This window comes from Variovorax sp. GW821-FHT10C12 (assembly GCF_059415405.1).
Window position 1 is genome coordinate 89,867 of the sequence record NZ_JBWKNE010000010.1, and the last position, 16,951, is coordinate 106,817.

A 16,951-nucleotide genomic window follows, 5' to 3' on the forward strand; every position below is an offset into this window, starting at 1 on the left:
ATCACGCACCAGGCCCCTTCGGGGGCCTTTTTCATGCCCGCTCATGAGCTCTCCGCATCTCCAGGCAATCCTTCTTCGTACAGCAACTCATCACCCATCCGTGCCTTCGCCCACGTCTCGGGGAATTCCCGGGTGCCCGGAACCTCCCGCCGATGGGATAGTTAGTTCGCCACTCAAACTAACTACCCCGGCCCACCGTTCTGAGGAGAGACACCGATGCAACTGACAACGAAACACACCCTGGCCGCCCTGGCGTTCGGTCTCACGGCCGTGGGCGCGATGGCGCAGACCGTGGTCGGCGTGAGCTGGTCCAACTTCCAGGAAGAACGCTGGAAGACCGACGAGGCCGCGATCAAGGCGCAACTCGAGAAGCTTGGCGCGAAGTACATCAGCGCCGACGCGGGCGGCTCGCCCGAGAAGCAGCTGGGCGACATCGAGGGCCTGATGTCCAAGGGCGCGAAGGCGCTCATCGTGCTGGCGATGGACAAGGACGCGATCCTGCCCGCCGTCACGAAGGCCACGCGGCAGAAGGTGCCGGTGGTGGCGTACGACCGGCTGATCGAGGCGCCGGGCGTCTTCTACATCACCTTCGACAACGTCGAGGTCGGGCGCATGGAGGCGCGCGAAGTCCTCAAGGTCAAGCCCAAGGGCAACTACGTGATCATCAAGGGCTCGCCGAGCGACCCGAACGCCGACTTCCTGCGCGCGGGCCAGCAGGAGGTGCTGGATGCCGCGATCAAGAAGGGCGACATCAAGATCGTCGGCGACGAGTACACCGAAGGCTGGAAGCCCGAAGTCGCGCAGAAGAACATGGAGCAGATCCTCACCAAGAACGGCAACAAGGTCGACGCGGTGGTGGCGGCCAACGACGGCACCGCCGGCGGCGCGGTGGCGGCGCTCACGGCCAAGGGCCTGCGCGGCATTCCGGTGTCGGGCCAGGACGCCGACTTTGCCGCGCTGAACCGCGTGGCGCTGGGCACGCAGACCGCGACCATCTGGAAGGACTCGCGCGAGCTCGGCCGCGAAGCCGCCACGGCGGCGGTGTCGCTCGCAGCGGGCAAGCCGGTCGACAAGGCCGCGCCCTGGGCCGGCGGCGCCAAGAAGCTCTCGCTGTCCTCGCGCCTGCTGACGCCGGTGCCGATCACGCGCGACAACCTCGACGTGATCGTCAAGGCCGGCTGGATCAAGAAGGACGAGCTGTGCAAGGGCGTCTCGGGCGCGAACGCACCCGCGGCCTGCAAGTAACGCCGCAACCACCGGCGCGTTTGGCCCCTTTCTGAACGGCTGAACGCGCCGCTCCATCTCTTCGCAACGCAGCTTCCGGCCGACCCGCAAGGGCCAGCCGGCGGTCGGTTGCGCACCTGTAGTCCGTCCTGAGGGGGCTTGAAAAAAATGAGCGATCCAACACCCGGCTGGTGGCGCCGCACCGGCATCGACCTGCGCCTGCTCCTGATGTGCGTGCTGCTGGCCGTGATGGCGGTGGCGTTCAGCGTCATGTCGGGCGGCGTGTTCCTCTCGCCCGAGAACCTCTACAACGTCGCGCAGCAGACGGCGGTGGTCGGCATCGTCTCCACGGTGATGGTGCTGATCATCGTCGCGCGCCACATCGACCTGTCGGTGGGCTCGGTGATGGGCTTCGTCGGCGTGCTCATCGCCTACCTGCAGTACACCTCGGGCTGGTCGTGGCCCACGGCCTGCCTGGCGGGGCTCGCGGTGGCGCTCTTGGTGTCGATCTACCAGGGCTGGCTCACGGCGGTGCTGGGCGTGCCGTCGTTCGTGGTCACGCTGGGCGGGCTGATGTCGTTCCGCGGCGCGGCCTTCCTGGTGGCCGACGGCAAGACGCAGCCGGTGAACGACGAGTTCTTCCAGCGCCTGGGCGGCGGCTACGACGGCGGCATCGGCGTCACGGCCAGCTGGGTGCTCGCGGGGCTGGTGGCGCTGGTGCTGTTCGGGCGCATGGTGCAAAAGCGCCGCGCGCGCCAGCGCTACGACATGCCGACCGAGGCGCTGTGGCTCGACGTGCTGCTCACGGCCGTGCCGGTGGCGGTGGTGGTCGGCTTCGCCTGGGTGATGAACAGCTACCAGATCTCGTCCAAGAGCGAGCCGCAGGGCATTCCGATCCCGGTGCTGATCTGGGCGGCGGTGGCGATCGTGCTGTCGTTCATCGTGCATCGCACGCGCTTCGGCCGCTATGTGTTCGCGATGGGCGGCAACCCCGACGCGGCGGCGCTGGTGGGCATTCCGGTGCAGCGCGTCACGCTGATGCTGTTCGCGCTGCTGGCGGTGCTGGTGACGGTGGCGGCCATCGTGTCGATCGCGCGGCTCAACGCGGGCACCAACTCGCTGGGCACGGGCATGGAGCTGTACGTGATCGCGGCGGCCGTCATCGGCGGCACGGCCCTGGCGGGCGGCAGCGGCTCGATCTTCGGTTCGGTGCTGGGCGCGCTGATCATGCAGTCGCTCGACAGCGGCATGCTGCTGCTCGACGTGCCGATCGGCAAGCGCATGGTGATCATCGGCCAGGTGCTGATCGTCGCCGTGGTGTTCGACGTGCTGTACCGCCGCAAGTTCGGGGAAAACTGACATGGCCGACATCGACAAGACGAAACCGCTCGTCGAGCTGCGCGAGATCCGCAAGGCCTTCGGCGGCGTGAAGGCCGTGGACGGCGTGAGCATCAATCTCTACCCCGGCGAGGTGGTGGCTCTGCTGGGCCACAACGGTGCGGGCAAGTCCACGCTGATGAAGATGCTCGCGGGCGCCTACCCGATCGACTCGGGCGACACGCTCATCGCGGGCGAGAAGGTCCACATCCGCACGCCCGCCGAGGCGCAGGCCCAAGGCATCGAGACCATCTACCAGACGCTCGCGCTGGCCGACAACCTCGACTCGGTGGCGAACCTCTTTCTGGGTCGCGAGAAGATGACGGCGTGGAACACGCTGGACGACCACTTCATGGAAGTGCAGGCGCGCAAGGTGTTCCAGCGCCTGAACAAGAACTTCACCAACATCCGCATCCCGGTGCGGCGCCTGTCGGGCGGGCAGCGGCAGGTGGTGGCGATCTCGCGTGCGCTGTACTTCAACGCGCGCATCCTCATCATGGACGAGCCTTGCGCTGCGCTCGGCCCCGAAGAGACGGCGATGGTCGGGCGCCTGGTCAAGCAACTGAAGGACGACGGCGTCGGCATCTTCCTCATCACGCACGACATGCCCGACGTGTTCTCGCTGAGCGACCGGCTCGCGGTGATGAAGAACGGCAAGCTCGTGGGCACCTACCGCACGGCCGACGTCACCGAGGACGAGGTGCTCGGGATGATCATCGCCGGCAAGCGGCCCGAGGGACGCGAACAGGCGCACCACGCGGCAACTGCGGCCACCGCAGCGGCATGAAGACCATCGGCGACCAGCAGCTCTTGAAGCGCCTGAACCGCAGCGTGCTGCTGCGGTTGCTGCGCGCGCAGCCGGGCTTGTCGCGTGCGCGGCTCGCGAGCGAAAGCGGGCTCACCAAATCGACCGTGAGCCTGCTGGTGCGCGAGCTGCTCGACGAGGGCTGGTTGAGCGAATCGGGCGCGGCCGTGGCCGACGGGCTCGGGCGGCCGTCCACGCCGCTGCAGATCAACGTCGGCGTGCGCGCGCTGATGGGCGTGGAGATCGCCGTCGAAACGTTGCGCCTCGTGTGCGTCTCGCTGCAGGGCGAGGTGCTGCATGCGGAAGCCCAGCCGCTGGACGACGGTGAGCCCGCCCGCGTGTGCGCACAGGTCGCGCGCATGGCTGCAGCGGCGCACGCGCACCTCGACCAGCGCGGCCTGCGCCTGTCGAGCATCGGCGTGTGCGTGCCCGGCGCGGTGGACGACTGCACGGGCGTGGTCCGCTTCGCGCCGAACCTCGGCTGGCGCAACGTGAACCTGCTGCCCGCGCTCGAAAAGGCACTGGCAGCAGCGGGCCTGCCGGGCGTCACCGTGCAGCTGCAGAACGACGCCGATGCGGCCGCGCTCGGCGAGTACGAGTTCGCCGCGGGCGAGGGCGAAGACCCGCTGATCTTCGTCAACAGTGACGTCGGCGTGGGCGCGGGCGTGGTGCTGAACGACCGCCTCTTCACCGGCGCGCAAGGCATGGCCGGCGAGATCGGCCACACCATCCTGCAGCTGGATGGGCCACTGTGCTCGTGCGGCCGGCGCGGTTGCGCCGAGGCTTTTTTCGGCTCGCGCGTGCTGGCACGCGAGGGCGCGGACATGGCGCGCGCCGCCGCCTTCTTCGGCGTGCTGCTGCAGAACCTGTGGGTCACCTTCAACCCGCGCGCGATCGTGCTCGGGGGCAAGGTCTGCGCGGAGCATCCGGAGTTCGCGCAGGCGGCGTTCGAAGGCGTGAAGGGCCATGCCGAGCGTGCCGGCATGCCCGCGCCGGAACTGCGCACGGCGCGCTACGAAGCGCTCGCGCCTGCGGTGGGGGCGGCGGCGTTGGCGCTGCACGATTACCTGCGGCCGCTGCAGCCCGATGCGAAGGCGCGCCGCGCGCGTGCATTGGCGCGCGCCGGCGCCTGAGCCGTCAGTCCGCTGCTGCGCTGCTGTCGTCGTCGCGCCAGCCGCGCAGCCGCCGGTACAGCGTGCCGCGCGACACGCGCAATTGCCGCGCTGCCTGCGACACGTTGCCGCCGTGCGCCGCGAGCGTGTCCTCGATCAGCTTGCGACTGTGCTCGCGCAGGGTTTCGGTCGGTGGTGTCTCGCCGACGGAGGCCAGCGCCACGGGCGGCTCCGCCTGCACGTCGATCGCCGCGGGCGCATCGACCTGTGCGCTCGCCATGTCCGGCATCGCCACCGCGTGCCGGAAGTCCGCGCCGTCCGCGCCCTTGAGCTGCGCCTGCATCCACACGCCGAGCCCGCTGGCCAGCCGCAGCGGCTGCGCGGCCTCGCGCCGGCCCAGCCGCAGCAGGCTCGCAAGATCGTGGCCCAGCAGGCATTCCACGTCGCGGTCGTCGGGGGCCTCGGGCAGCCGCCCCAGCAGCCGCGCGCCGGCGTTGTTGAGCCAGGCGATGGTGCCGTCGGGTGCGATGCCCGCGAGCGCCTCGAGCGGCGTGCCCAGCAGCGTGGGGCTGGCCTGGAAGCGCAGGATGAGGTGGTCGCGCGACTGCGCCTGCAGCAGCCGGTTCTCGATGATGGTGGCGTGCAGCGCCACCATCGAGGCCGCGTCGAAGCCGAAGCGGCGCGCCTCCACCGTGAGGTCGAGCACGCCCGCGAGCTGGCCGCTCACGTCGCGGATCGGCGCCGCGGCGCACTGCATGTGACACAGCACGTCGTAGTAGTGCTCGGCGCCGTCCACGGTGCAGGCCTGCCCGGTGCTGGCCACGATGCCCGGCGCCGTGGTGCCCACGACGCGCTCGGAGATGTTCACGCCCAGGCGCGCGGTCTGGCGCAGCACGGGCTGGTGCGTGCCGGCGGGCTGGCTCGTGACATGCACCACCACGCCGTCGCGGTCGGTCAGGATCACGCGGCAGTCGGTGCCCGCGAGCATGTGCTCCATCTGCGCGAGCTCGTGCCGCGCCACGTCCAGCAGCTCACGGTTGCGCGCGAGCGTGGTGTGCAGCCGGCTGGGCGTGACCGCGTCGAAGGACACCACGCGCTGCCGGTCGGCGTGGGTGCGGCTGCAGCGCATCCACGACTGGATGACCGCCTCGCCGACCAGCCCCGAGGGGCGCACGCCTTCTTCGAAGAACTGCTGCCGCGCCAGCGCCACGCGCTGCGCCGGCGTGCTGGCAAAGAGTTGGCGCGGCGCATCCGCCGTGCCGAGCCTGTCGAGCGCCATGGGTTCGCTGCCTCTTCTGGATTCAGGGACCGTCTCGAATGTGTTCCGCAATGGAACAAGGCTGGACTGGGGAAATCCCGGGGGTGAAGGCTGGCGCCGTGCGAACGATCCTTGGGGCAGAACGACGAAGGAGACAGACCACGATGAAGACGATAACAAAGCCTCTTTCCGGGCGGCGCCTGCTTGCGGGCGCCTTGCTGTGCCTGGGCCTGGCGGCCCCGGCGCTGGCCCAGACCGCGGCCACCCCGCAGGACCGCGCCGGCGCGGCCGCCAAGCGCGTCGACGGCAACTTCGTGCGCGCCAACGCGGCGAAGAAGACGCCCGACTGGCCCAGCCACGGGCTCGACTACGCCGAGTCGCGCTTCAGCAAGCTCGACCAGGTCAACACCGGCAATGTGAAGCAGCTGGGGCTGGTCTGGTCGTACGACCTCGAATCGACACGCGGCGTGGAAGCCACGCCGCTGGTGGTCGACGGCATCATGTACGTCACGGCCTCGTGGAGCATCGTGCATGCGATCGACACGCGCACCGGGCAGAAGATCTGGACCTTCGATCCGCAGGTCGACAGGTCGAAAGGCTTCAGGGGCTGCTGCGACGTGGTCAACCGCGGCGTGGCGCTGTACGAGGGCCGCGTCTATGTGGCCGCCTACGACGGCCGGCTGATCGCACTCGACGCCGCCACCGGCCAGAAGGTGTGGGAGAAGAACACCATCGACGGCCAGAAGGGCAGCTACACCATCACCGGCGCGCCGCGCGTGTTCAAGGGCAAGGTCATCATCGGCAACGGCGGCGCCGAGTACGGCGTGCGCGGCTACGTCACCGCCTACGACGCGAAGACCGGCGACCAGAAATGGCGCTGGTTCGTGGTGCCCGGCGATCCGAGCAAGCCTTTCGAAGACGAGTCGATGGCACGCGCCGCCAAGACCTGGGACCCGAGCGGCAAGTACTGGGAAGCCGGCGGCGGCGGCACCGCCTGGGACAGCTTCGCCTTCGACCCCGAGCTCAACCTGATGTACGTGGGCACCGGCAACGGCTCGCCCTGGGCGGCCAAGGCGCGCAGCCCCAAAGGCGGCGACAACCTCTACCTGGGCTCGGTGGTCGCGCTCGACCCCGACACCGGCAAGTACAAGTGGCACTACCAGGAGACGCCCGGCGACAACTGGGACTACACCTCCACGCAGTCGATGATCCTGGCCGACGTCAAGCTGAACGGCAAGGCGCGCAAGGTGTTGCTGCATGCGCCCAAGAACGGCTTCTTCTTCGTCATCGACCGCACCAACGGCAAGTTCATCTCGGCGAAGAACTTCGTCGCGGTCAACTGGGCCACGGGCTACGACAAGAACGGCCGGCCCATCGAGGTCCCCGCCGCGCGCCAGAACGAGAAGCCGGGCGACAGCATCCCGGGCCCGTTCGGCGCGCACAACTGGCACCCGATGTCCTACAACCCGCAGACCGGCCTGGCCTACCTGCCGGCCCAGCACGTGCCGATCAACCTGATGGACGACAAGGCCTGGAAGTTCGACGAGAACGCGCCCGGCCGGCCGCACGCGGCGCTGGGCTGGAACCTGGGCAAGTTCGCCAACGTCGAGCCGCCCACGAGCAAGCCCTTCGGCCGCCTCGTGGCCTGGGACCCCATCAAGCAGAAGGAAGCCTGGGGCGTGGACTACGCCTCGCCGTGGAACGGCGGCACGCTGACCACCGCTGGCGACCTCGTGTTCCAGGGCACGGCCGACGGGCGCCTCGTGGCCTACCACGCGAAGACCGGCGAGAAGTTGTGGGAAACGCCCACCGGCACCGGCGTGGTGGCGGCGCCCGCGACCTACATGGTGGACGGCAAGCAGTACGTGTCGGTGGCCGTGGGCTGGGGCGGCGTGTACGGCCTGGCGCAGCGCGCCACCGAGCGCCAGGGTCCGGGCACGGTCTACACCTTTGCGGTCGGCGGCACGGCCAAGATGCCCGCCTTCGTCGAGTACCGCATGGCCAAGCTGGTGCAGGGCGTGAAGTACGACCCCGCCAAGGTCCAGGCCGGCACCATGCTGTACGTGAGCAACTGCGTGTTCTGCCACGGCGTGCCGGGCGTGGACCGCGGCGGCAACATCCCGAACCTGGGCTACCTCGACCCGGCCTACATCGAGAACCTCGACAAGTTCGTGCTCAAGGGCCCGGCCATGTCGCGCGGCATGCCCGACTTCACGGGCAAGCTCTCGGGCGACGACATCGAGAGCATCAAGGCCTTCATCCAGGGCACGGCGGACGCGATCCGGCCCAAGTAGAGGCATCGCGGACTCAAACAGAAAAGGCGCCGACGGCGCCTTTTCTTTTGGGGCGGGGCGCTTGTCAGCCTGCGAGGCGCAGCTCGTGGATCAGCCCCGCCACGTTGCCCACCTGCAGCTTGTCGTAGATCGACTGGATGTGGTTGCGCACCGTGGCCGGCGAACGGTTCAGGATGGCGGCCACTTCCTTGTGCGTGTCGCCGCGCGCCAGCAGCTCGGCGATGGTGTGCTCGCGCGGCGTGAGGCTGTCGGCGCGGCAGCGATGGCGGCACTTGAGGAACAGCAGGCGCTGCTCGACGCGGTGCGTGACCACGATCTCGCGCCCGTTGAAGCGCGCATGGCCCTGCAGGAAATGCTGCAGCAGCGCATCGGGCAGCGTGCGGCCGTGCCAAGCCGGCCACTCGGCCTTCAGCATGGCCTCGAACAGCTGGTCGGCGTGGTACAGCACGCCGCGCAGGTCGCCGATGGCCGAGCCGCCGGGCGACGCGCTGCCCGCTTCGAGGCGGTCCAGGTGCATCACGCGGTTCAGCGCCAGCGCCTGCATCACGTGCGGCGCGAGGCTCTCGAGCAGCTGCCGCTCGGCCTCCGACGGGTGGGCCTGCGGGTCGGCGCGGAACAGGCTGAGCCAGTGCACGAAGTTCGTCTGCGGGTTCGCGTCCGAGCTGATGAAGAAGTTGGCCTGCTCGAAGCGCCGGCCGTGCTCGCGCAGCGCGGCCTGGTCGTCGCGGCAGAACCAGGCGTCGGCGTTGAAGGCGAGCGTCGACTTCGGCCGCCTGGCCACCTCGACGGCGGCCGTGTCCATGTGCTTGACCTGCTCGTAGGCCATGACCATCTCGACCGGCTGGTTGTGCAGGTGGATCGTGTGGATGTCGATGCCGTGGTCGGTGCGGGTGGCGGTGCCCCACATCGACGAGTCGAAGGGCAGCACGGGCTTGAGGAGGTCGAGCGCGGCGTCCTGGAAGGCGTCGATGGGCAGCTCGTGCGAGAGGCGGTACAGCCGCAACAGGAGTTCGCTGAAGTCGCGCGGGACACCGGCCGTGAAGGTCATGCGGGGAGTCTTCCAGCCCCGGCGCCACGTGCCCATCCCATGTTCCGGTGACGCGCGCGGGGCTCGGCCGCACGGTTTCAAGAATGGTGCATTTGCATCATTTGATTTCCAAAAGCGAAAGCTATTGTTTGCAGCGCCCTCGGTTGCTGACCAGGCCCTTTCCCTTTTCGAGAGACCCACGATGCCCCACCCCACCTCCAGAATTCCCCACGCCCTGTCCCTTGCCTCCCTGTTGATCCTCGGCGCCTGCGGCGGCGGTGGGGGTGGCGGCGGCGGCGGTGGCTTTGCATTCCCCGTCGGCACGGGCAACGGCGGCACGCCGCCCGCCGCCGAGTCGCCCGGCACGTTGAGCGGCACCGTCGCCACCGGCGCGGCCTTTGCCGGCGCCGCGCTCACCGTGTTCGACCAGACCGGCGCCAAGGTCTGCGAAGTGACCGTGCCGGCCGAAGGCACCTACAGCTGCGTGCTGCCCGCGGGCACCAAGGCGCCGCTGGTGATCCAGGCCGTGCGCGACGACCTCACGCTCTACAGCACCACCGCCAGCACCGCCACCGGCACCACCAACGTCACGCCGCTGACCACCGTGGTGGTGGCGCAGCTGTCGCCCAACGGCGATCCGTCGAAGCTGGCCGCCGCGGTGCAGGCCGATGCCGGCGCCGTCACCCCGGGCGCCATCAGCGACCAGGTGGCCAAGCTCGTGGCTGCGCTCAAGCCGCTGCTGGACGCGCTCAACACCCACATCGACCCGATGAGCGGCACCTTCCAAGCCAACGGCACCGGACAGGACCGCGTGCTCGACACGCTGAACGTGTCGGTGCGCCCCGACGGCACGGCCGCCAACATCGAGATCACCGTCAAGGCGCAGCCCGCGAGCGAAGAGAGCGCGCCCGTGTCCATCGTCTTTCGCACCGGCGAGAGCACCATTGCGCCGCTGCCCGCGGTCGATGCCGCAGCCCTCGTGCAGCCGCCCACGCCGGCGATGGTCAAGGACCTGCTGGACCGCCTCAACGCCTGCTACGCACTGCCGCTGAACGAACGCGTGGACAGCACCATCGGCTCCGACGGCAATGCCTTCGGCGAGGCCGCCAACGTGGTCGCGCCGGCCTGCCGCACGCTGTTCGTGGGCGACGACCCGGCCAGCTTCGTCGCGGCCGGCCTGCACATCGGGCGCGCGTCGAGCGGTCCGCGCCGGCCCTTCGAAAGCCTGTTCCGCTTCGGCCCGACGAACCTGAAGCACGACCGCGGCAACTTCGAATACTTCCACCCGGGCGGCGACGTCGCGCTCACCTACCGCTGGACCGACAGCGTGGGCAACACCGACAACGACGTCTTCAACGCCAGGATCGTGAATGGCGCGCTCAAGCTCACCGGCAACAGCAATGCCTACCGCGCCGCCGTGCGCCCGCAGCAGGAGCTGAAGGACTTCCTCAAGCACGCGAACCTGAAGTACCACGCCGCGGGCTACAACCTGTCGGTGGACAACGTGCTCGACGGCAACGGCGACTCGATCTTCACGAAGGTGGTGGCCACCTCGTCCGCGTTGCCCGGCCGTGAACTGGTCCTCGTGCCCCGGGCCGGGCTGACCACCCTGGTGCTCACCACCGACGGCACCGCCAACGGCGCGCTGAACTCCTCGCTGTGGCGCATGGCCGCGCGCTACGTGGACCCGGCGCAAGGCGGCAACCCGAGCAGCATCGAGCCCGGCAATCTCTTCGCATCGCCGCAGTTCGACGACACGCAGCTGGGCGCCATTCCCGATCAGGCGGTCTGGAAGCTCGAGTTCTTCCTGGCGGCCGGCGGGACCAACCCGGTGCAGTACGCGCGCACCTTCTCGCGCGCGCCGACCCTCGCCGAGGCCGTGCAACTGCCGACCGTGGAAATGACGCCGGCCCTGCGCGCCGAGCTGATGTCGGAAATCGACGGCGTTCCGCGCGGCATCGTGTTCGGCGCGCCGGTTCCCTCCGACCCCAGCGCCAACAACATCGACTTCAGCGCCGAGGGCAACCTCGACGGCTGGTCGGTGCCGAACGGCGCCTACGCCCCGACCACCTTCCTGGTGGCCGGCCGTGGCCCGAACAACAACCGCTTCACCGATTCGATCACGGTGCGCACCTCGGCGCGCAAGGCCGTCATCTACTGCCAGCCGGTGAACTCGCCGAGCGACAACCACTGCGTGAGCGTCGGCAACAACGCTTACCAATACGCGCAGGGCTCGTCGGTCAGCAGCTTCATCTTCACGGCACGCACCGCGCGCCAGGTCGACGTGCGCAAGAACTTCGAGGCGTGGACCGTCTCGCTCCCCTGAGCCTTCCTGCTGTCACCACCGCATGAAAAAAGCCGCCGACCCGAAAGGGCCGGCGGCTTTTTCTATGGGAGATCGAAAGGATCAGTCGGCGTACACGCCAGCGGCCTTGATGATCGGGCCCCACTTGGCGATTTCGGCGGCAACGAACTTCTTGTGCTCGGCCGGCTCGACGCGCTTGTCGGTGGTGATCACGGCGCCCAGGCCTTCTTCACGCTTGATGAACGCCGGGTCCTTCATGGCAGCGCGGATGGCTTCGTTGATCTTCTTCAGCACCGGTGCGGGCGTGCCCTTGGGGGCATACACGCCGTGCCAGATCGACACTTCGAAGCCCTTCAGGCCCGACTCGTCGAGCGTGGGCAGGTCTTTCAGCGCGGGCGTCGTCAGGCGCTTGGCGGTGGTCACGGCGTAGGCCTTGACCTTCTTGGCTTCGATCTGCGACGTGGTGTTGGTGGTCTGGTCGCACAGCAGGTCGATCTGGCCGCCCAGCAGGTCGGCGATGGCCGGCGCGGTGCCCTTGTACGGCACGGGCGTCATTTCGACCTTGAGCGCGCTCTGGAACAGCAGGCCGCACAGGTGCGAGGCGGCGCCCAGGCCGGCGTTGCCCAGGTTGATCTTGCCCTTGTTGGCGTTGATCCAGGTCGCCAGTTCCTTGTAGTTGTTGGCGGGCAGGCCGGGCTTGCCGATGAGCGTCATGGGCACTTCATTGACCATGCCGAGGTATTCGAAGTCGTTCTCGACGCTGAACGGCAGCTTGCGGTACAGCGCCGGCATCGTCGACATGCCGATGTGGTTCAGCAGCAGCGTGTAGCCGTCGGGGTTGGCGCGCGCCACCTTGGCGGTGCCGATCGAGCTGCCGGCGCCGGCGGTGTTGTCCACGATGATCGTCGTGCCCAGCGTCTTCTGCAGCGATTCGGCCAGGTCGCGGGCCACGCGGTCGGTCGGGCCGCCGGCCGAGAAAGGCACCACCAGCGTCACGGGCTTGCCTGCGGGGAAGTCCTGGGCGTGTGCGCCGAAGGCGGCCGCGGCAATCGCCGCGAGGGCGAACAGTTTCTTCATGATGTCTCCGACGGAGTTTTTAAATGGAAAGGGTCGCGATCTTATCGGCTGACCGGGGGCTGACCCATACCGAATAGCCCTTAGGAATGTCACCGTTTTCGCCCCATGCTGGGGCATGATCACGCCCGTCCCGCGCACCCGCGCCGGGGTGACCACAACCACAAACAGGCCAGCCCGACGGGCGGCATCGAGGAGAAGAAACCAATGGATCCCTGGGTCTATCCGCGCGAGCGCTGGCTCGGCAAACTCACGCTCGTGCTGGGCCTGCTGGCCTGGGCGCTGATCATCGTGGGCACGCTGGGCATCGCGCTCGTCTATGTGCTGCTGGGCTTCATCGGCTACGTGTTCGCGCAGTCGGCGGTCATCGCCTGGATCAAGGGCACGGGCGTGAAGCTGTCGCCCCAGCAGCTGCCCGAGCTGCACGCGCGCTTCGTCGACTGCTGCACCCGCCTGGGCATCGCGCAGCCGCCCGAGGCCTACCTGCTGCACGGCGACGGCATGTTCAACGCCTTCGCCACGCGCTTCTTCGGGCGCAACTTCGTGGTGCTGCTGTCCGACGTGGTCGACGCCATGGAGGCGCAGCCCGACGGCATCCACTTCTACATGGGCCACGAGCTGGGCCACATCCGCCGCGGCCACCTCACGGGCCACATCTGGCGCGCGCCCGTGCTCTGGCTGCCGCTGCTGGGCGCGGCCTATGCGCGCGCCAAGGAATACACCTGCGACCTGCACGGCGCCGCCTGCTGCCGCGAGGTCGACTCCGCGCCGCGCGCGCTGGTGGCGCTGGCCGCCGGCGCGCAGCAGTGGCGCAACGTGAACCTGCAGCGCTATGCCGCCCAGTCGAGCGGCAACCGCGGCTTCTGGGGCTCGTTCCACGAACTCATCGGCGGCTACCCCTGGCTCACCAAGCGCGTCGCCCGCGCCATCGACCCGGGCGCCAAGCTGCCCGAGCGCAACCCGGTGGCCTACCTGCTCGCGCTCTTCGTGCCGTATGCCGGCCGGGCCGGCGGCGGCGCGGCGGGTGCGTTGATCGTGGTGGCTGTCATCGGCGTGCTGGCGGCCGTGGCCATCCCCGCCTACCAGGAGTACCAGACCCGCGCCGTCGTTGCGCAGGCCTGGGCCCAGGGCGCGCCGGTGCGCGACGCGCTCACGCGCCACTATGAAGAAAAGGCCGAGATCCCCGACACCCTGGCCGCCGTCGGCCTGCCGGGCAACCTGCCCAACGGCGCGACCCTCACGCTCGACCCGGACAGCATGGTGGTGGAGGTGACCACGCCCCAGGGCACGTTGCGCATGGAGCCGTCGTCGACGGACCGGGGCATTGCTTGGCATTGCAGCGCGGGTGATGGATTGAAGGACAAGGCGTTGCCGGCGAGCTGCAAGAAGTAGCCGTTCACTGGCCCTGATGGCGTCTCCCGCTTCCATCGCAAACGCGTGGCGCCTGCCGCGCGACTTCGCGCTCATCACCGTGGCGGTCGAAGCGGCCATCGTGGGGGTCCACTTCGGTAGGCAGTTGTGGCCCGGCTCGGGGCACGAGGGCTATGGCCTCGACGTGTGGGCGGGCATGGCGGCCAACCTCGCAATCTCCTGGGTGCTGGCGGCGGCACTGGCCTGGAGCCATGCGCGCCAGGCATTGGAGGTGCGTGGCGGTGCGCGCCTGGCGCAGCTGTGCGGCCCGCGTGTGCGCCATGCCGGCGCTTATCTCATCGTGCGGGTGCTGGACTACTTCGTGCTGAGCCCGTGGCTCTACGGGCTGGGGTTGCTCTACATGCCGGGCGGTCGGCTGGTGCAACTGGCGATGCTGGTGCTGAGCGTGTGGTTGGCAACCTGGCTTGCGCTGAGGCAGGGCACTCAGGCATCGGCCGCGTCGTTCGATGCGGGCGATGCCGACGCCGCGGCGCCCGCGAGCGCATCGCCGGGTCGCGCCACGGTAGCGCTGTTGATCGCCGCCGTGTCCGCGTCGATCCAGATTTGGTGCGCGATGGTCACGGACCCGTGGCACGAGGCCATGAGGACCATGGACCGCGTGGCGCCCTTCCTGAGCTGGGTCGCGCCGCCGTTGTTGGTCTTTGCTCTGGCGTTCTGGGGCGCGTGGCTCGGCATCGGCCGTGGCCCGCTCCCCACACGGGTCCGGCCCTTCCGGGCCGTGGCCGCGTCGGTGCTGGCCTTTGTGCTGGTGCTGGCGGGCTGCGCTGCCGTCATCCTCGCGGGACTGGGGTTGCTGGAGCCGTCCCAGACCAGCATGGCCGGTGTCGGCGACCTGGTCATCCTGCTGGCCGCGCTCGTACCGCTCTACCCCTTGCTGACCGTGCTCCTCACGCGCTTCATCACGCGCCGCCTGTACCGCCCCTACTTGTAGCTGCGCGCGTCCTCGATCACCTTGCCGTCGTTCGGCAAGGTGCCCGGCGCCACCAGTTCGATGGTGCCGCGCAGCTTGGTCACTTCGCGCACCGCATCGGCAATGCGTGCGTCGAGCCCGGCCGGTGCGCCAGCGCATTCCAGCTTGAAGGTCATCTGGTCGTCGCCCATCTCGCCCGACACCACGAGCCGCGCGCGCACGATCTCCGGAAAGCGCCGCACGACCTCGGCGACCTGCGAGGGGTGCACGAACATGCCGCGCACCTTGGTGGTCTGGTCGGCGCGGCCGAGCCAGCCCTTGATGCGCTTGTTGGTGCGGCCCGTGGGGCAGGTGCCCGCGAGCACGGCCGAGAGGTCGCCGGTGCCGAAGCGCACCAGCGGGTAGTCGGGGTTGAAGGTGGTGACGACGATCTCGCCCACCTCGCCGTCGGGCACCGGGTCGCCGGTGCCGGGACGCACGATCTCGACCAGCACGCCCTCGTCGATCACCAGGCCCTGGCGCGCGCTGGTTTCATAAGCGATGAGGCCCAGGTCGGCGGTCGCGTAGCACTGGATGCCCTGCACGCCGTGCGCGGCGATCCAGTCGTGCAGGCTGGGCGGAAAGGCCTCGCCGGACACGAGCGCCTTGGTGAACCACGGCAGTTTCTGGCCCTTCTCTTCGGCCTTCTCCAGCAGGATCTTCAGGAAGCTCGGCGTGCCCGCGTAGCCGTCGGGCTTGAGGTCGACGATGGCTTCGAGCTGCTGCTCGGTCTGGCCCGTGCCGCCCGCGAAGATGGTGCAGCCCATGGCGTGCGCGCCGCTTTCCATGATGGAGCCGGCCGGCGTCATGTGGTAGCTGAAGCTGTTGTGGATCAGCTCGCCGCTGCGAAAGCCCGCCGCATGCAGCGCCCGCGCGGTGCGCCAGTAGTCGCGCGCCTCGCCCTCGGGCTCGTAGATGGTGCCGGGGCTCGCGAAGATGCGCGGCATGCGCGGCCCGCGCACGATCGACGCAAAGCCGCCGAAGGGGTCGTCGGCGCGGCGTGCCTTCTGCAGCTCGAGCAGTTCCGACTTGCGGGTGACGGGCAGCTTCGCGAGGGCTTCGCGCGAGGTGACGTCGCCGGGCTTCACGCCGTCGAGGATCTTCGTGAAGGCGGACGTTGCAGTCTGTGCCTGGGCGATCTGCCGGGGCAGCGCGGCCAGCAGGTCACGTTCGCGTTCGGCGGGGTCGCGGATTTCCAGTTGGTCGTAGTGGTCGTTCATGTCCGTACCCTTCGTCTATCGATTCGGTCGCTCTGGGGTGGGTACTTCAGGCCAGCCAACGCTTGCGGCGTTTGTAGCTCTTGACGTCGCGGAAGCTCTTGCGGTCCGCGCCGCCCACGCCGAGGTAGAACTCCTTCACGTCCTCGTTCTCGCGCAGGCTCTTGGCCTCGCCGTCCATCACGATGCGGCCGTTCTCCAGGATGTAGCCGTAGTCGGCGTAGCGCAGCGCCATGTTGGTGTTCTGCTCGGCCAGCAGGAAGGTCACTTTTTCCTTGGTGTTCAGGTCTTTCACGATCTCGAACACTTCTTCCACGATCTGCGGGGCCAGGCCCATCGAGGGCTCGTCGAGCAGCACCATGGTCGGGTTGGCCATCAGCGCGCGGCCGATGGCGCACATCTGCTGCTCGCCGCCCGAGGTGTAGGCCGCCTGCGAGGTGCGCCGCGTCTTCAGGCGCGGGAAATACGCATACACCTTCTCCAGCGTCTCCTGCACCGCGGCCTTGCCGTCGGTGCGCGTGTAGGCGCCGGTCATCAGGTTCTCTTCGATGGTCAGGTGGGCGAAGCAGTGGCGGCCTTCCATCACCTGGATCAGCCCGCGCTTGACCAGCTCGGCCGGCGACAGCGCCTCGATGCGCTCGCCGCGCAGCTCGATGGTGCCCTTGGTCACGGCGCCGCGTTCGCCCGCGAGCAGGTTGCTCACGGCGCGCAGCGTGGTCGTCTTGCCGGCGCCGTTGCCGCCGAGCAGCGCCACGATGCCGCTTTCGGGCACGGTCAGCGACACGCCCTTGAGCACGAGGATCACGTGGTTGTAGATGACCTCGATGCCGTTGACGTTGAGAAGGATCTTGGGTTCGCTCATGGTGTGGTCCGAAGCA

General features: G+C 68.9%; 13 protein-coding genes. 8 read left to right on the forward strand and 5 right to left on the reverse strand.

Going from position 1 to position 16,951, the window contains the following annotated elements; translation table 11 throughout:
• Window positions 1–222: 222 nt before the first annotated feature.
• The 4 genes from xylF (at window position 223) to AC07OH_RS28690 (ending at window position 4,539) form a co-directional block, all read left to right on the forward strand.
• Window positions 223–1,245 (forward strand): D-xylose ABC transporter substrate-binding protein, encoded by a 1,023-nt coding sequence (xylF, locus tag AC07OH_RS28675; protein ID WP_409574661.1) that lies wholly within the window; start codon window positions 223–225, stop codon window positions 1,243–1,245.
• 147 nt (window positions 1,246–1,392) lie between these two features.
• Entirely contained in the window at window positions 1,393–2,583 is a 1,191-nt protein-coding gene (locus tag AC07OH_RS28680) for a sugar ABC transporter permease (protein ID WP_070062989.1), read from the forward strand.
• 1 nt (window position 2,584) lies between these two features.
• Entirely contained in the window at window positions 2,585–3,388 is an 804-nt protein-coding gene (locus AC07OH_RS28685; RefSeq protein ID WP_095747145.1) for an ATP-binding cassette domain-containing protein, read from the forward strand.
• Window positions 3,385–4,539 carry an ROK family transcriptional regulator gene (locus AC07OH_RS28690; protein WP_495302961.1) on the forward strand — a complete coding sequence of 385 codons (1,155 nt, stop codon included), beginning with the start codon at window positions 3,385–3,387 and terminating at the stop codon, window positions 4,537–4,539. Before AC07OH_RS28685 ends, AC07OH_RS28690 begins: the two co-directional genes overlap by 4 nt.
• A gap of 4 nt (window positions 4,540–4,543) precedes the next feature.
• Here AC07OH_RS28690 and AC07OH_RS28695 read toward each other — a convergent pair whose 3' ends face one another.
• Window positions 4,544–5,797: a helix-turn-helix domain-containing protein gene (locus AC07OH_RS28695; protein WP_495302962.1), complete on the reverse strand. Its 1,254-nt coding sequence runs from the start codon at window positions 5,795–5,797 to the stop codon at window positions 4,544–4,546.
• A gap of 143 nt (window positions 5,798–5,940) precedes the next feature.
• Here AC07OH_RS28695 and AC07OH_RS28700 point away from each other — a divergent pair, with 143 nt between their 5' ends.
• Window positions 5,941–8,070, forward strand: a complete 2,130-nt coding sequence (locus AC07OH_RS28700) for a PQQ-dependent dehydrogenase, methanol/ethanol family (protein ID WP_495302963.1) — start codon at window positions 5,941–5,943, stop codon at window positions 8,068–8,070.
• Between the two features lie 64 nt (window positions 8,071–8,134).
• On the opposite strand, the gene AC07OH_RS28705 is transcribed toward AC07OH_RS28700, so the two are convergent.
• Complete coding sequence (locus AC07OH_RS28705; protein WP_495302964.1) at window positions 8,135–9,118, reverse strand: helix-turn-helix transcriptional regulator; 984 nt, start codon at window positions 9,116–9,118, stop codon at window positions 8,135–8,137.
• Between the two features lie 181 nt (window positions 9,119–9,299).
• Here AC07OH_RS28705 and AC07OH_RS28710 point away from each other — a divergent pair, with 181 nt between their 5' ends.
• A complete protein-coding gene (locus AC07OH_RS28710) occupies window positions 9,300–11,423 on the forward strand; it encodes a carboxypeptidase regulatory-like domain-containing protein (protein ID WP_495302965.1) in 2,124 nt (707 codons plus the stop codon).
• Window positions 11,424–11,504: 81 nt separating this feature from the next.
• Here AC07OH_RS28710 and AC07OH_RS28715 read toward each other — a convergent pair whose 3' ends face one another.
• The gene (locus AC07OH_RS28715; RefSeq protein WP_489061214.1) at window positions 11,505–12,479 is read right to left on the reverse strand and encodes a tripartite tricarboxylate transporter substrate-binding protein; all 975 of its coding nucleotides are present in this window, start codon (window positions 12,477–12,479) and stop codon (window positions 11,505–11,507) included.
• A gap of 204 nt (window positions 12,480–12,683) precedes the next feature.
• Between AC07OH_RS28715 and AC07OH_RS28720 the strand changes: the two genes are divergently transcribed.
• Both AC07OH_RS28720 and AC07OH_RS28725 read left to right on the forward strand, forming a co-directional pair.
• Window positions 12,684–13,868 carry a M48 family metalloprotease gene (locus AC07OH_RS28720; RefSeq protein WP_495302966.1) on the forward strand — a complete coding sequence of 395 codons (1,185 nt, stop codon included), beginning with the start codon at window positions 12,684–12,686 and terminating at the stop codon, window positions 13,866–13,868.
• 16 nt (window positions 13,869–13,884) lie between these two features.
• Window positions 13,885–14,838: a hypothetical protein gene (locus tag AC07OH_RS28725; protein ID WP_495302967.1), complete on the forward strand. Its 954-nt coding sequence runs from the start codon at window positions 13,885–13,887 to the stop codon at window positions 14,836–14,838.
• On the opposite strand, the gene AC07OH_RS28730 is transcribed toward AC07OH_RS28725, so the two are convergent.
• The gene (locus AC07OH_RS28730) at window positions 14,829–16,076 is read right to left on the reverse strand and encodes a phenylacetate--CoA ligase family protein (protein ID WP_095747134.1); all 1,248 of its coding nucleotides are present in this window, start codon (window positions 16,074–16,076) and stop codon (window positions 14,829–14,831) included. The two genes, AC07OH_RS28725 and AC07OH_RS28730, sit on opposite strands and share 10 nt — an antisense overlap.
• A 46-nt stretch (window positions 16,077–16,122) precedes the next feature.
• Window positions 16,123–16,935: an ABC transporter ATP-binding protein gene (locus AC07OH_RS28735; protein ID WP_492683399.1), complete on the reverse strand. Its 813-nt coding sequence runs from the start codon at window positions 16,933–16,935 to the stop codon at window positions 16,123–16,125.
• Between the last annotated feature and the right edge of the window lie 16 nt (window positions 16,936–16,951).